Below are 14,380 nucleotides of genomic sequence, written 5' to 3'. Positions count from 1 at the left end.
AGTGGTCGATATAGTAGAGGTCGTGCTCGCGCGGGCCTGGATCTTCTCCGGCCGGTCGATCTCGCCGCGCAGGCCGTTGATCTGGGCCCAGCCGGTGACGCCGGGCTTGACCTTGTGCCGGGCGAAATAGCCGTCGACCACCTCTTCCCAGAGCTTCTGCTCGGTATGGGCGTTGACGGCGTGGGGGCGCGGGCCGATCAGGGAGAGTTCGCCGCGCAGCACGTTGACGAGTTGCGGCAGTTCGTCGATCGAGGTGCGGCGGATGAAGCGGCCGACCTTCGTCACCCGCGCATCGCCCTTCGTGACGACCTTGGCCGCGGACGGGTCCGCCATCTCGTGGAACATCGAGCGGAACTTCATCACCTCGATGACCTCGTTGTTGAAGCCGTAGCGCTTCTGCCGGAAGATCACCGGACCGCGGCTCTCGGCGCGCACGGCCACGGCCGTCGCCAGCATCAGCGGCGACAGGACGACGAGGGCGAGCGAGGCGAAGATCACGTCGAAGATGCGCTTGGCGATCCGGTCCCAGCCGGCGATCGGCTTGTCGAACACGTCGAGGAAGGGCACGCCGCCGATGTAGGAATAGGCGCGCGGACGCAGGCGCAGCTTGCTGGCATGGGCGCTGAGGCGGATGTCGACCGGCAGCACCCACAGATTCTTGAGGAGCTGCAGGATCCGGTGCTCGGCGGTGAGCGGCATCGACACGATCAGAAGGTCGACGGCGGCGAGCCGGGCGAAGATCTCCAGTTCGCCGATGTTGCCGAGCTTGGGATAGCCGGACACGTTTTCCGGCGAGCGCTCGTCGGCGCGGTCGTCGAAGATGCCGAGGATTTCGAGTTCCTTGCCGCCGTCGCGTTCCACGGCCCGGATCAGCGCCTCGGCCGGCGCGCCGCCGCCGACGATCACCGCCCGCTGCTTGAGCTTGCCTTGCCGCGTCCAGCGGCGGACCTGCCAGCCGGCCAGCGATGAGGCGAGGACCAGCGCCAGCGCCTCGGCGCCGAGCCAGAGGCCGAGCCAGGCGCGCGACACTTCGAAGCCTATGCCGCCGACGAACATGAAGGCGAGGAACAGGCCGACGACGATGCCGAGGGCGACCAGCGCCTGGCCGGTGCGCAGCGCCGGGCGCCGCAGGGCGGCGATGTCGTAGTTCGACGCGATCTGGCCGGCGAGGATCATCAGGATCGGCGCGCCGATGGCGGGCCCGGCATAGCCGGCGGTCAGCCCCTCCAGATCCGGCACCCACGGCAGCAGCGTTGCCGCGCCGAACAGGACCAGCAGCGAGAAGTCGAGCATCACCGCCATGCCGGAGACGATGCTGGCCGGGATCGATTCCTGGCGGAACGACATCGCCACGGCCCGGGCGCGGGCGCGAGCGTGACCTTGCGGGCCGTGCGCAGGCGTCGTTCGGGCGGCGCAAGCTTTGCGGGCGCCGTCTCGCCGGCAGCAGGATAGTCGGCGGTTCCTTCGTGCATCACCATCGTTGAGGCTTTCGGATCCGGATGTCGGTTGCGTTGATCGGGAGAATTGCGCGGGATCGCTCATGACGGCGTTAACGAAGGGCAATCCGAGGCGGATGGGGGCTGGGAATCCGGGATCATGCTTGTCGGAAGATGAATCCGGAGGGTGAAAAACGGGGGGAATCGCGCCGCGCCTGCGGAGGTCGGCGCAAGCCCGATGGCGGCCTGCGGGCTGCCGCATCCGACCGGAATCGGCTTGACGCGCTGATTACTGACGAATATTGAATATCGTCAGTAATCGAATTTGTCGGGTGTCCCAGGTGCCGATGCGGCCCGCGGACGACCCGGCCGGCCGCCCCGGGCGGAAGGACGACGGACATGGCAAGACCAATGCGCAACCGCGCCGAGCCGGACGAGGTCCGCGCCGCCATTCTCGAGGTGGCCGAGGAGCATTTCCGGCGGATCGGCTACCAGAAGACCTCCGTCGCCGACATCGCCGCCGCGCTGAAGATGAGCCCGGCCAACGTCTATCGCTTCTTTCCGGCCAAGTCGGCGATCGTCGGGGCGATCTGCAGCCGCGTCACCGCGGAAACCCAGGCGCTCGGCTTTGCGATCGCCGCCTCCGGGGGCACCGTCGCCGAACGGCTGACCCGCTATCTCGTCGAGATCCATCGCCACAACAAGGCGACGCTGATGAACGACGAGCGCCTGCACGACATGGTGTCGGCGGCGATGGAGGAAAACTGGACAGCGATCAAGGCCCATATCGAGGTGATGCGCGGCATCGTCTCGGGGCTGATCCGAGAGGGGATCGAGACCGGCGAATTCGCCGAAGGCGACCCGGACCTGCTCGGCCATGTGGTCAAGACCAGCTTTGCCGCCTTCGTGCATCCCAAGCTGATCGAGCAGTGCTGCGATCAGGACATGGAGCCGATCGCCCGCAAGCTGGTGGATATTCTCGTCAACGGACTGAAGAAGCGCGACTGAACCGGCCGCCCGCGAAGGGGCGACCGGTCGTTTCACCATGTCTGCCGAGTGACGAATTTCGATTGTCGTCACTCATCATCTGATTCTCAAGCGGGGTGTGTCATGACGGGGCGATGGACGAGTGCGGCACTGCTGATGCCGTTGCTGCTGGCAGCCTGCCAGGAGGCCGAGGTGGTGAAGGCGCCCGATCCCGTGGTGCGCGCCGAGGTGGTGCGCGTGGTGTCGATGGCGGAAAGCCGGTCCTACACTGGCGTCGTGACGCCGCGGCGGGAGACCCCGGTGGCCTTCCGCGTCGGCGGCAAGATGACCGCGCGGACGGTGGACGTCGGCGACCGGGTCGCCGCCGGCCAGCTGCTCGCAACCCTCGACGAGGAGGATTTCCGGCTGTCGCTGGAGAGTGCGGAGGCGGAGCTTGCCGCCGCGCGCGCCAATCTCGCCCAGGCCGAGACCGACCAGAAGCGCTACACCGACCTGGCCAAGGGTGGCATCGTCAGCCGCTCCACCGACGAGCAGCGCCGGCTTGCCACCGACGAGGCGCAGGCGCGGCTGGAAAAAGCCGAGAAGTCCGTCCATCTCGCCCGCAACCAGCTGGACTATGCCCGGCTGGTCGCCGCCGGCGACGGCGTCGTCACGGCGGTCGATGCCGAGCCTGGCGAGGTGGTGACGAGCGGCCGCGCCATTCTCACGATCGCCCCCCTCGGCGAGACCGAGGTGGAGGTCGCCATTCCGGAAAGCCGGCTGGCCGACCTCGACGGCGCCAGCGCCTCGGTCGACCTCTGGTCCGGCGGCCGCGCGCTGGGCGCCAGGCTGCGCGAGATCTCGCCGCGCGCCGATGCCACGTCCCGCACCTACCGCGCCCGCTTCACGCTGGTCGATCCCGGCCCCGAGGTCCGCCTCGGCATGACGGCGACCCTGACGCTGACCCGCGGCGAGCCGGGCGCGGTGATCCGCCTCCCGTCGACCGCGATCCTCGACGAGGGCGCCGGTCCGGTGGTGTTCGTCGTCGCCGGCGACGGCCACACCCTGCGCAAGACGCCGGTGTCGATCCGCCGCTTCGGCGCGAGCGACGTGCTCGTTGCCGGCGGGATCGGCGACGGCGCGACGGTGGTGACGCTCGGCGTCAACAAGCTGCAGGACGGCGATGCGGTGCGCGTGGCTCTGGATGAGGCGAGGGGCTGATCATGACGAAGGAACCGGCGGCCGGTGGCCTCAATCTCTCGCGCTGGGCGGTGACGCACCAGTCGCTCGTGCTCTTCCTCATCCTCATCCTGTCGCTGGGCGGTCTCTATTCCTACGCCCGGCTCGGCCGCGCCGAGGATCCGAGCTTCACCATCAAGGTGATGGTCGTCTCCGCGGTCTGGCCCGGCGCCACCGCCGAGGACATGCAGCGCCAGGTCGCCGACCCGATCGAGAAGGTGCTGCAGGAGGTGCCGCATTTCGACAAGGTGCGCACCTATTCCAAGGCCGGCCAGGTCTACCTGCAGGTGCAGCTGGAGGATTCGACCCCGGCCGGCGACGTGAAGGAGATCTGGTATCAGGTCAGGAAGCGCGTCGGCGACATCCGCGGCGACCTGCCGTCCGGTCTCCACGGCCCCTTCTTCAACGACGATTTCGGCGACGTCGACAGCGCGCTCTACATGCTCAAGGGCGAGGGCGCCGGTCTGGCCGCCCTCAAGACCGAGGCCGAGGCGATCCGCCAGCGGCTGCTGCGCGTGCCGGATGTCGCCAAGGTCCGCTTCTACGGCAACAGCGACGAGAAGATCTTCGTCGAGTTCAGCCACGCCAAGCTGGCGACGCTCGGCCTTTCCCCGCAGGACATCTTCTCCTCGATCGCCGCCCAGAATCTCGTCACCCCCGCCGGCGCGATCGACACGCCGAGCGAGCATGTCGCCGTGCGCGTCGACGGTGCGATCGGGGGCGTTGCCGCCGTCGAGGCGGTGCCGGTGAATGCCGGCGGCCGGGTGTTCCGGATCGGCGACATCGCCACCGTTCGCCGCGGCTTCGAGGATCCGCCCTCCTTCGAGGTGCGCCACGAGGGCGCCGAGGCGCTGGCGATCGGCGTGGTCATGGCCGAGGGCGCCAACATCGAGACGCTGGGCCATGCGCTTGACGCGGCGATGGCCGAGATCCGCGCCGACATGCCGGTCGGCTTCGAGATCGCCCAGGTCGCCGACCAGCCCAAGATCGTGGAAGAGTCGGTCGGCGAATTCATCCAGGCCTTCCTCGAGGCACTCGCCATCGTGCTGGCGGTCAGCTTCCTGTCGCTCGGCTGGCGCACCGGCATCGTCGTCGCGCTGGCCGTGCCGCTGGTGCTGGCGATCGTCATGATCGTGCTCGACATGCTCGGCATGAGCCTGCACCGCATCACCCTCGGCGCGCTGATCATCGCTCTCGGCCTTCTGGTCGACGACGCGATCATCGCGGTGGAGATGATGGTGGTGAAGATGGAGGAGGGCTACGACCGCCTGAAGGCGGCGACCTTCGCCTGGAGTTCCACCGCCTTCCCGATGCTGACCGGCACGCTGGTGACGGCCGCCGGCTTCGTGCCGGTCGGCTTTGCGAAATCGAGCGCGGGCGAATATGCCGGCGGCATCTTCTGGGTCGTCGGCATCGCCCTGATCGCCTCGTGGTTCGTGGCCGTGATCTTCACGCCCTATCTCGGCGTGAAGCTGCTGCCGAACTTTGCCGGCCACAAGGGCGGCGGCCATGGCGAGATGTACACCTCGCGGACCTACCGCGCCTTGCGCGCGGCGGTGAACTGGTGCGTCTCGCACCGGGTGGTGGTCGTGCTCGTCACCATCGGCGTCTTCGCGCTGTCGATCTGGTCCTTCCAGTTCGTCGAGAAGCAGTTCTTCCCCAACTCGCCGCGCCCGGAGCTCACCGTGGAACTGCGCCTGCCGGAGGGCAGCGCGATCGCCGCCACCCGTGCGGCGGTGGAAACCGTCGAGAGCCGGGTCAAGGGCGATCCGGACGTGCTGACCTATTCGAGCTATGTCGGCGCCGGTGCGCCGCGCTGGTTCCTGTCGTCGAACCCGGAACTGCCGAAGGCCAACTACGCGATCCTCGTGCTCGAGACCACCGGCCCCGAGGCCCGTGACCGGGTGAAGGCCGAGATCGAACGGTTCACGCAGGAGGGCGGATTGCCCGAGGCCCGGGTGCGCGTCAGCGAACTGGCGCTCGGCCCGCCGGTCGGCTTCCCGGTCCAGTTCCGGGTCATCGGCACCGATCCCGTCGAGGTGCGCCGCATCGCCCGCGACGTGCAGGCGGTGGTGGCCGCCAATCCGAAGACCGTGGATGCCCAGCTCGACTGGAACGAACAGGCCAAATCCGTGCGCCTCGTGCTCGACCAGGACCGGGTCCGCGCGCTTGGCCTGACGCCGCAGTCGATCTCCGACACGCTGCAGACCCTGCTGTCGGGCTATGAAGTGACGACGGTGCGCGACGGCATCGAGAAGGTGGCCGTGGTCGCCCGTGCGGTACCGGAGGAGCGCGCCGACCTCGACAACCTCGGCGACCTCACGGTCGCGGTGGCCGGCGGCGCGCCGGTGACGGTCTCGCAGGTGGCGCGGATCGACTACGGTTTCGAGGAACCGATCCTGTGGCGGCAGAACCGCGACATGATGATCACCGTGCGCGCCGACGTGGTGCCGGGCGTCCAGGCGCCGGACGTGTCGGCCGAGATCGCGCCGACGCTGAGCCGGGTGATCGACGCTCTGCCGGTCGGCTACCGGATCGAGACCGGCGGATCGATCGAGGAGAGCGCCAAGGCCAACGTTGCCCTGTTCGCGGTCTTCCCGGTGATGCTGCTGGCAATGCTGACGATCCTGATGGTGCAGCTGCAGAGCTTCTCCAAGCTCGGCCTCGTCTTTTCGACCGCCCCGTTGGGGCTGATCGGCGCCACCGGCGCGCTGATCGTGTTCCAGCAGCCCTTCGGCTTCGTGGCGCTGCTCGGCCTGATCGCGCTGGCCGGGATGATCATGCGCAACACGCTGATCCTCGTCGACCAGATCGCCCAGGACATCGACGAGGGCATCGCCCCGTGGGATGCGATCGTCAACGCCACGGTCCGCCGCTCGCGGCCGGTGGTGCTGACCGCGCTCGCCGCGATCCTGTCGATGATCCCGCTGGCCCAGAACGTGTTCTGGGGGCCGATGGCGGTGGCGATCATGGGCGGCCTCGCCGTGGCGACGGTCATGACGCTGCTGTTCGTGCCGGCGCTCTACGCGCTCTGGTTCCGGGTGCGCCGCCCCGAGGCGGACGATCGGCCGGCCGTCGGCGAACAGCTGCCGCTGGCACTGCCCGATCCGGCCACGGCGATTCCCGTCAGGCTGGCGATCGCCGAAGCCGCCGAGTGAGGACGTCGATCAAAGGGGTGTCGCCGACAGGCGGCACCTCCGCTTCCGGGCTCCGAAACGCTTCATCGGACCGGATGATCACTTTCAACAGCGGAGCATCAATGCCCCGCCTTTTTCAAGTGTGTGCCAGACAACCTATTGTACCGAAATTGTTTTAATCCTCGGTGACACCGCGACTGCAAGGGTCGGCAGGCAGGCCCCGACGACGGCCTGCACATTCGTGACGCACCGGCCGGACCTTTCTCCGCCGCGCCCGGTCGGGCATGGTGAGGGCCGACAACAGGCGGCCGCAGGGCTGCCGAGAACATCCGAGGAAACATCGCCATGCCGAGCGACATCGAGATTGCCCGCAGTGTCACCATGCAGCCGATCGGGGACGTGGCGTCCAAGCTCGGCATTCCGGACAGCGCGCTCAACAACTACGGCAAGCACATCGCCAAGATCGATGGCGCCTACCTGAAGTCGCTCGAAGGCAAGCCGCGCGGCAAGCTGGTGCTGGTCACCGCCATCACCCCGACTGCGGCGGGCGAGGGCAAGACCACCACCACGGTCGCCTCGGCGACGGCCTCAACCGCATCGGCCGGAAGGCGGCGATCTGCCTGCGCGAGCCCTCGCTTGGCCCCTGCTTCGGCGTCAAGGGCGGCGCGGCCGGCGGCGGCTGGGCCCAGGTCGTGCCGATGGAGGCGATCAACCTCCACTTCACCGGCGATTTCCACGCCATCACCGCCGCGCACAACCTGCTCTCGGCGATGATCGACAACCACATCTACTGGGGCAACGAACTCGGCATCGATTCCCGCCGCGTCTCCTGGCGCCGCGCGATCGACATGAACGACCGGTCGCTGCGCGAGATCACCTCGTCGCTCGGCGGCGTGTCCAACGGCTATCCCCGCACCGACGGCTTCGACATCACCGTCGCCTCCGAGGTGATGGCGGTGTTCTGCCTCGCCACCGATCTGGCCGACCTCGAGGCGCGTCTGGCGCGGATGATCGTCGCCGAGACCCGCGACCGCAAGCCCGTCACCTGCGGCGACATCGGCGCCGCCCCGGCGATGACCGTGCTGCTCAAGGACGCCTTCGACCCGAATCTCGTGCAGACGCTGGAAGGCAACCCGGCCTTCGTCCACGGCGGCCCCTTCGCCAACATCGCCCACGGCTGCAACTCCGTCTCCGCCACCACCGCCGCACTGGCGCTCGCCGACGTGGTCGTCACCGAGGCCGGCTTCGGCGCCGACCTCGGCGCGGAAAAGTTCTTCGACATCAAGTGCCGCAAGGCCGGCCTCGTGCCCGACGTGGCGGTGATCGTCGCCACCATCCGCGCCCTGAAGATGCACGGCGGCGTCGGCAAGGCGGACCTCTCGAAGGAGAACGTCGTCGCCCTCGAGACCGGCTTTGCCAACCTCGAGCGCCACATCGAGAACACCCGCAAGTTCGGCGTGCCGGTGGTGGTCTGCGTCAACAAGTTCGTCACCGACACCGATGCCGAGGTCGAGGCGGTGATCCGCCTGACCCGCGAGAAGTGCGGCGCCGATGCCATCCTCTGCACCCACTGGGGCGAGGGCTCCAAGGGCACCGAGGCGCTGGCCTACAAGGTGGCCGAACTGCTCGACGCCCCGCGCGAGGCGGAGTTCACCCACCTCTATCCCTCGGAGATGGGCCTGTTCCAGAAGGTCGAGACCATCGCCAAGACGCTCTACCGCGCCAGCGCGGTGACCGCCGACGCTTCGGTGAAGAAGCGGCTGGCCGAGTTCGAGGCCGCCGGCTACGGCCACGTGCCGGTCTGCATCGCCAAGACCCAGTCGTCCTTCTCGGCCGACGCCAACGCCAAGAACGCGCCGGAAGGCCACGTGCTGCCGATTCGCGAGGTGCATCTGGCGGCCGGCGCCGAATTCGTGGTCGCGGTCTGCGGCGACATCATGCGCATGCCGGGCCTGCCCAAGGTGCCGTCGGCGCTGCACATCAAGCTCGACGCCAACGGCATGATCGAAGGGCTCAGCTGAGCCCTGACGTCCGGACCGGATCGACAACGAGAAAAGCCCCGGCAACGGGGCTTTTTTCATGTCTGGAAGGTGAGGCGCGGTGCTTGGGCCCGCGCTGCGTCACATGAAGCGGAAGCGGGCCAGCCGCGGGTCCTGGCTGTCGTGCACGGACACGGCCTCGCCGTGGAAGGTGACGCCGACGTCCTTGCCCTTGCGCCAGATCACCGTCACCGGCTGCATCACCGCGTCCGACATGTCGTAGAGCATGAACTCGCCCGGCACCTCCTCGGCGCCCTCGACGCGCAGGCGCGCGCCCGTCGGCGAGATTTCCCGCACCATGCAGTCGAGCACGTAGCGGTAGCTGCCGTAGACGATCTTTCCGGCGCGGATGGTCCGTCTCCGCTGATCGTTGCGCCGTTCATCCATCATATCGCCCCTCGTTGCCGGTCGATGAGGTCAGGCTACGACGGCGAAATTTACATTCGGTAACGACGGCTTTCCGCGCGCGCATCTGCAAACATGAGTACGCAAATCCACAATGCTTGACAGCCTCCGGCCGCTCTGAAAGGTTGGCCCGGCGACGGGAAAATCCCGTCGCAGCCTTTGATGTCTGGGCCTTGAACCCTTTCGATTGGAGGTGGGGGACATGACGGAAATGAACGGGGCTGCATCGATGGCCGCGCGGCGGGGCGCCGCGACGGCGGCCGGCCGATCCCGCGGGACGGGCGCTCGATGATGGCGATCGCGATCGCTCCGGGGCCGGCGGCGCCGCTGCTCAGCCGCAAGCCCGAACGGCTTCTGGTCGAGGGCTACCGAGCCTGGCTCAACGGCTACGAGACCGGCAGCATCGACTGCTGGGAACGCGGCTGGACGGTCTATCTCGCCGAACTCGGATCGGCCGATGCGCGCAGGATCTACGGCGAGGTGTCGTGGTGGGTCCGGCAGACGCGGGCCGCCGCCGGGCGCGCGCTGACCTGCTTTCCGTATGGCTGCCAGTGCCTCTGCCGGGACGAGTGCCTGCTCGTCTCCTTCGTGGCCGCCGTCCAGAACGGTGACCTGGAGGCCCAGCGCCGCTGCGTCGTCCACCTGGCCGCCGATGGCCGGGCCGACATGGCGACCGCCGCCGCGCGCGACCTTTCGGCCGCCTTCGACGGCATCCACCAGCGTCTCTTTCCGGTTCCGGCCGACGTCATCGACGACATCGCCGGGCGGCCCTGCTCCGCCCGGTTCAACTGACTTCAGGGTCCGCGCGCCGGACCATCTATCCACGGGGAGAATACGGATGCGTCTCGAAACCCTTCTGGCCGGCGGTGTGGCTCTGGCCGCGCTCGCGGGCGCCCAGCCGGCGCTTGCCGCCGGCACGACCGAGGCGGCCGCCGTGGTCGCCACCTATGCCGACATCGCCAAGGCCGGCTACGAGGATTCGCTGTCCACCGCCAAGGCGCTGGACGCCGCGATCGAGGCCTTCCTCGCCGCGCCGACCGAGGACACGCTGTCGGCCGCCAAGGCCGCCTGGATCGCCGCCCGCGTGCCCTATCAGCAGACGGAAGCCTTCCGCTTCGGCAACCCGGTCGTCGACGACTGGGAAGGCAAGGTCAACGCCTGGCCGCTCGACGAGGGCCTGATCGACTATGTGGACGCCAGCTACGGCGCCGAGTCGGACGCCAACAGCCTCTACACGCTGAACGTCATCGGCCATCCGGAGCTCGAGATCGGCGGCGCGACCGTCGACGCCAGCACGATCACGCCGGAGCTCCTCGCCGAGAAGCTGCAGGAAGCCGGCGAGATCGAGACCAACGTCGCGATCGGCTACCACGCGATCGAGTTCCTGCTGTGGGGCCAGGACCTCAACGGCACCGGACCCGGCGCCGGCAAGCGCCCGGCCACCGACTATGACGCCGCCAACTGCACCGGCGGCAACTGCGAGCGCCGCGCCGCCTATCTGGCGTCGGCCTCCGACCTGCTGATCGCCGATCTGGAAGAGATCGTCGCCGCGTGGTCCGAGGGTGGCAAGGCGCGCAGCGAGCTTCTCGCCAAGTCTCCCGAGGAGGGCATCGCCACGATCTTCACCGGCATGGGCTCGCTGTCCTATGGCGAACTTGCCGGCGAGCGCATGAAGCTCGGCCTGCTGCTGCATGACCCGGAGGAGGAGCACGACTGCTTCTCCGACAACACCTTCAACTCGCACTTCAACGACATCGTCGGCATCCGCAACGTCTACTTCGGCTCCTACACCCGGGTGGACGGCTCGAAGGTCGCGGGTCCGAGCGTGGACGCGCTGCTGAAGGCCAAGGCGCCGGACGTGGCCGCCGAGATCGAGGCCAAGCTCGACGCACCCTGAAGGCGGCGGAGGCGATGAAGACCCGCGGCGAGACCGTCGAGGCCTATGACCAGATGATCGGCGAGGGCAACGCCGAGGGCAACGCGGTGGTGCAGGCGGTGATCGACGGCCTCGTCGACCAGACCCGCTCGATCGAGCGCGGCGTCTCGGCGCTGGGCCTGTCGCAGATCGCCTTCGAAGGCTCCGACAGCCTCGACAACCCGGACGCCGTCTTCCAGTAAGCCGGTCGTCCAGCAGGACGGCGACGAGGGGGGCGGCGCTCCCCTCGTTTTCCGTTGCAGCAGGCAGTGCACGAGGGAGAGCCCCCCGGACGGGGGTGGACTTTCCCGTCTTCCCGCGTGTATCGGCGAGAGGGCGCCGGATTTCAGGACTGGTCCGAGATGATTTCCAAGCGGGTTCTTCCCTGGGTTCTGCCGGCGGTGGCGGCGGCGGCCGTCCTCGCGCTGAGCACCGCCCGCGCCGAGGGGCCGATGCCCTGGCGCGATGATCTGACGCCGAAGGATCGCGGCCGGGTGGCGAAAGTGACCGCGCCGCCGCGGGATTTTGCGGCGCCCGAACGCTTCGAGACCATGCCCGGCGGCGCGACGACCAACCGCAAGGTCTTCGACCGCGACGCCTTCTCGCAGTTTTCCGCCAACCTCGACTTTGCCGGCGAGGAATCCTTCAAGCTCGGCAACGCGCTGTTCCGGCGCTTCTGGGTGTCGCCGCCGTCGTCGACGCAGGCCTCCGACGGGCTCGGCCCGCTGTTCAATTCGCGCGCCTGCCAGAACTGCCACCTCAAGGACGGCCGCGGCCACGCGCCGGGGCCGGACGATGCCGAAAGCTTCCTGATGCGCCTGTCCGTGCCGGGGCCGCAGGGCGCCGAGCCCGAGCCGGCCTATGGCGGCCAGCTGCAGGATCTCGCCGTGCCCGGTCTTCCCGCCGAGGGAAAGATCCAGGTGCGTTACGAGGAAATCCCGGTCACGCTCGCCGACGGCAGCGCCGTGTCGCTGCGCAAGCCGACCTACACGATCACCGATCTCGGCTACGGGCCGATGGCGCCGGACGTGATGATGTCGCCGCGCGTCGCCACGCCGATGATCGGCCTCGGCCTGCTGGAGGCGATCCACCCCGGCGACATCGCGGCGCTGGCCGATGCGGACGATGCCGACGGTGACGGCATCTCCGGTCGGATGAACCGCGTCATCGACGACCGGACGGGCGCAACCGTGCTCGGCCGCTTCGGCTGGAAGGCCGGCCAGCCGACGATCGAGCAGCAGAGTGCCCACGCCTTCTTCGGCGACATGGGCCTGTCGACGCCGCTGATGACGGCCGCCGCCGGCGACTGCATGTCGGGCCAGCAGGCCTGCCTCGACATGCCGAACGGGGTGCAGCCGCGCTTCGGCGACTTCGAAATCCAGCAGGACGCGCTCGACCTCGTCACCTTCTATTCGCGCAACCTCGCGGTGCCGGCCCGGCGCGATGTGGACGATCCGGACGTGCTGGCCGGCAAGAAGGTGTTCGTCGAGGCCGGCTGCCCGGCCTGCCACCAGCCGAAATTCGTGACCCGCCGCGATGCGGCGACGAAGGAACTCTCCTTCCAGCTGATCTGGCCGTTCACCGACCTGCTGCTGCACGACATGGGCGAGGGCCTGGCCGACAACCGGCCCGAGGCCGAGGCGGACGGCCGGGAGTGGCGCACCGCGCCGCTCTGGGGTATCGGTCTCACCATGGCGGTCAATGGCCACACCCAGTTCCTGCACGATGGCCGCGCCCGCAACCTGCTGGAGGCGATCCTCTGGCACGGCGGCGAGGCGCAGGGCGCGCGCGACAGGGTGGCGGCCGCGTCGAAGACGGAGCGCGATGCCCTGATCCGGTATCTGGAGACGCTGTGATGGGTGCTTGTCTCGGGCGGTTCGGCCAGCTGGTCGCGGCGACGACCATGGCGTTGTCGCTGGCGGCGACGCTGGCGATGGCGCCGGCGCGCGCGCAGGAGGGCGCCACGGCCGCGTCCTCCGCGTTCGGCGAGACCGATTTCGCCATGATGGTCCGCACGACCATCGAGCGGCAAATCCGTCCGGCCTTCACGATCTTCTCCGAACGCGCCGCGCGCCTGTCGATCAGCACGTCGATGCTTTGCGCCGCCCCCGACGCCGCCGCTCTGGCGGCGGTGCGCGAGGATTTCGGCACGGCCGTCCTTGCCTGGTCGGCGGTGGAGTTCCTGCGCGTCGGGCCGATGATGGACGACCATCGGCTGGAGCGGCTCGCCTTCTGGCCCGATCCGCGCGGGATCGGCCTCAGGCAGGTGCAGGCGGCGCTTGCCTCCGGCGACGAGACCGCGGCCGATCCGGCAGCGCTGACGCAGAAGTCGGTGGCGATGCAGGGGTTGACCGCGCTGGATTATCTCCTGTTCGGCACGGCCGCCGACGATCTCGCCGCGCCGGGTGCCGCCGACTACCGCTGTCGCTACGCCCGGGCCGTGGCCCAGAATGTCTCGGCGATGGCCGAGGAGCTGGAGAACGACTGGAACCGCGGCGAGGACGGCATCGCGGCGCTGTTCGAGCAGCCTGGCCCGGACAACCCGCTGTTCCAGACCTCGAAGGAGGCAGCCGGCGAGATCTTCCAGCAGGTCGCGACCGGCCTCGAGATCGTCGCCGACCACAAGCTGAAGACCGCGCTCGGCAAGTCGGCCGCGACGGCGAAGCCGAAGCTCGCGCCCTTCTGGCGCTCGGGCGCGACCCTGCCGACGATCCGCGCCAACCTCGAGGGCCTGTCGGCGCTGGTGGAGGCGAGCGGCGCCCTCGACCGTCTCGGCAAGAGCGACCGCTGGCTCGCCGACGCGATCCGCTTCGAATTCCGCAACGCCATCGACGCCGCGCGCGGCTCGACGCGCCGGTCGAGGATGTGGTGCGGGACGCGACGCTGCGCGATCTGGCCGGCTACCTGATGCTGACCGTGCAGAGCCTCAAGGCGGAGGTCGGCGGCGACCTCACCGCCGCCATCGGCCTGGAAAAGGGCTTCAACTCGCTGGACGGGGATTGAGGACTCTCCTCCGTCATTCCCGCGAAAGCGGCAACCCATCGATCGGCAGGGGGAGGGCGTGGGGTGAGAGCGATGCTCCATCATGGATTGCAACGCCGAGTGCTCTGGCGCCCTTCCGCCCGGGTATGGATGGGTCCCCGCTTTCGCGGGGATGACGACCGAGAGAGACGGAGCAAGGTGCGGAAAACGCCGAGGGTTTGAGGCCAAGTGGGTGCAGTGTTGTGCGTCGGATGGCCGGGT

The 14,380-nt window shown here is 68.8% G+C and carries 9 protein-coding genes and 2 pseudogenes; 9 read left to right on the top strand and 2 right to left on the bottom strand.

Annotated features, from left to right (window positions below):
• The coding region (locus A6302_RS03625; RefSeq protein WP_069305897.1) for an exopolysaccharide biosynthesis polyprenyl glycosylphosphotransferase at positions 1-1,347 on the bottom strand (1,347 nt) is incomplete at its 3' end.
• Positions 1,348-1,835: 488 nt separating this feature from the next.
• Between A6302_RS03625 and A6302_RS03620 the strand changes: the two genes are divergently transcribed.
• From A6302_RS03620 to A6302_RS03605, 4 genes and pseudogenes are all read left to right on the top strand, one after another.
• The gene (locus tag A6302_RS03620; protein WP_069305896.1) at positions 1,836-2,444 is read left to right on the top strand and encodes a TetR/AcrR family transcriptional regulator; all 609 of its coding nucleotides are present in this window, start codon (positions 1,836-1,838) and stop codon (positions 2,442-2,444) included.
• Between the two features lie 102 nt (positions 2,445-2,546).
• Entirely contained in the window at positions 2,547-3,623 is a 1,077-nt protein-coding gene (locus A6302_RS03615; protein ID WP_069305895.1) for an efflux RND transporter periplasmic adaptor subunit, read from the top strand.
• Positions 3,624-3,625: 2 nt separating this feature from the next.
• The gene (locus A6302_RS03610; RefSeq protein WP_069305894.1) at positions 3,626-6,799 is read left to right on the top strand and encodes an efflux RND transporter permease subunit; all 3,174 of its coding nucleotides are present in this window, start codon (positions 3,626-3,628) and stop codon (positions 6,797-6,799) included.
• Positions 6,800-7,123: 324 nt separating this feature from the next.
• Positions 7,124-8,799 (top strand): annotated as a pseudogene (locus tag A6302_RS03605) (formate--tetrahydrofolate ligase).
• Between the two features lie 99 nt (positions 8,800-8,898).
• Here A6302_RS03605 and A6302_RS03600 read toward each other — a convergent pair.
• Positions 8,899-9,207 carry a PilZ domain-containing protein gene (locus A6302_RS03600; protein ID WP_069305893.1) on the bottom strand — a complete coding sequence of 103 codons (309 nt, stop codon included), beginning with the start codon at positions 9,205-9,207 and terminating at the stop codon, positions 8,899-8,901.
• A 303-nt stretch (positions 9,208-9,510) separates the two neighbouring features.
• On the opposite strand from A6302_RS03600, the gene A6302_RS03595 reads away from it, so the two are divergent.
• From A6302_RS03595 to A6302_RS25140, 5 genes and pseudogenes are all read left to right on the top strand, one after another.
• A complete protein-coding gene (locus tag A6302_RS03595; RefSeq protein WP_083255479.1) occupies positions 9,511-10,014 on the top strand; it encodes a hypothetical protein in 504 nt (167 codons plus the stop codon).
• Positions 10,015-10,060: 46 nt separating this feature from the next.
• A pseudogene (locus A6302_RS03590) lies at positions 10,061-11,340 on the top strand (imelysin family protein).
• 159 nt (positions 11,341-11,499) lie between these two features.
• Positions 11,500-12,993: a di-heme oxidoreductase family protein gene (locus A6302_RS03585; protein ID WP_069305892.1), complete on the top strand. Its 1,494-nt coding sequence runs from the start codon at positions 11,500-11,502 to the stop codon at positions 12,991-12,993.
• Positions 12,993-14,045, top strand: coding sequence for an imelysin family protein (locus A6302_RS03580; protein WP_083255478.1), 1,053 nt, complete (start codon positions 12,993-12,995; stop codon positions 14,043-14,045). Before A6302_RS03585 ends, A6302_RS03580 begins: the two co-directional genes overlap by 1 nt.
• Entirely contained in the window at positions 14,006-14,140 is a 135-nt protein-coding gene (locus tag A6302_RS25140) for a hypothetical protein (RefSeq protein WP_280938812.1), read from the top strand. Before A6302_RS03580 ends, A6302_RS25140 begins: the two co-directional genes overlap by 40 nt.
• Positions 14,141-14,380: the final 240 nt, after the last annotated feature.

The sequence above is a fragment of the Methylobrevis pamukkalensis genome (assembly GCF_001720135.1).
GTDB lineage: Bacteria > Pseudomonadota > Alphaproteobacteria > Rhizobiales > Pleomorphomonadaceae > Methylobrevis > Methylobrevis pamukkalensis.
The sequence above is the reverse complement of the archived record's forward strand: the minus strand, read 5'-3'. Positions and strand labels throughout refer to the sequence as shown.

Excerpts from the sequence above, each read along its gene's own strand:
- A6302_RS03620 (WP_069305896.1), top strand. The coding sequence starts at position 1,836 with ATGGCAAGACCAATGCGCAACCGCGCCGAGCCGGACGAGGTCCGCGCC.
- A6302_RS03615 (WP_069305895.1), top strand. The coding sequence starts at position 2,547 with ATGACGGGGCGATGGACGAGTGCGGCACTGCTGATGCCGTTGCTGCTG.
- A6302_RS03610 (WP_069305894.1), top strand. The coding sequence starts at position 3,626 with ATGACGAAGGAACCGGCGGCCGGTGGCCTCAATCTCTCGCGCTGGGCG.
- A6302_RS03600 (WP_069305893.1), bottom strand. The coding sequence starts at position 9,207 with ATGATGGATGAACGGCGCAACGATCAGCGGAGACGGACCATCCGCGCC.
- A6302_RS03595 (WP_083255479.1), top strand. The coding sequence starts at position 9,511 with ATGATGGCGATCGCGATCGCTCCGGGGCCGGCGGCGCCGCTGCTCAGC.
- A6302_RS03585 (WP_069305892.1), top strand. The coding sequence starts at position 11,500 with ATGATTTCCAAGCGGGTTCTTCCCTGGGTTCTGCCGGCGGTGGCGGCG.
- A6302_RS03580 (WP_083255478.1), top strand. The coding sequence starts at position 12,993 with ATGGGTGCTTGTCTCGGGCGGTTCGGCCAGCTGGTCGCGGCGACGACC.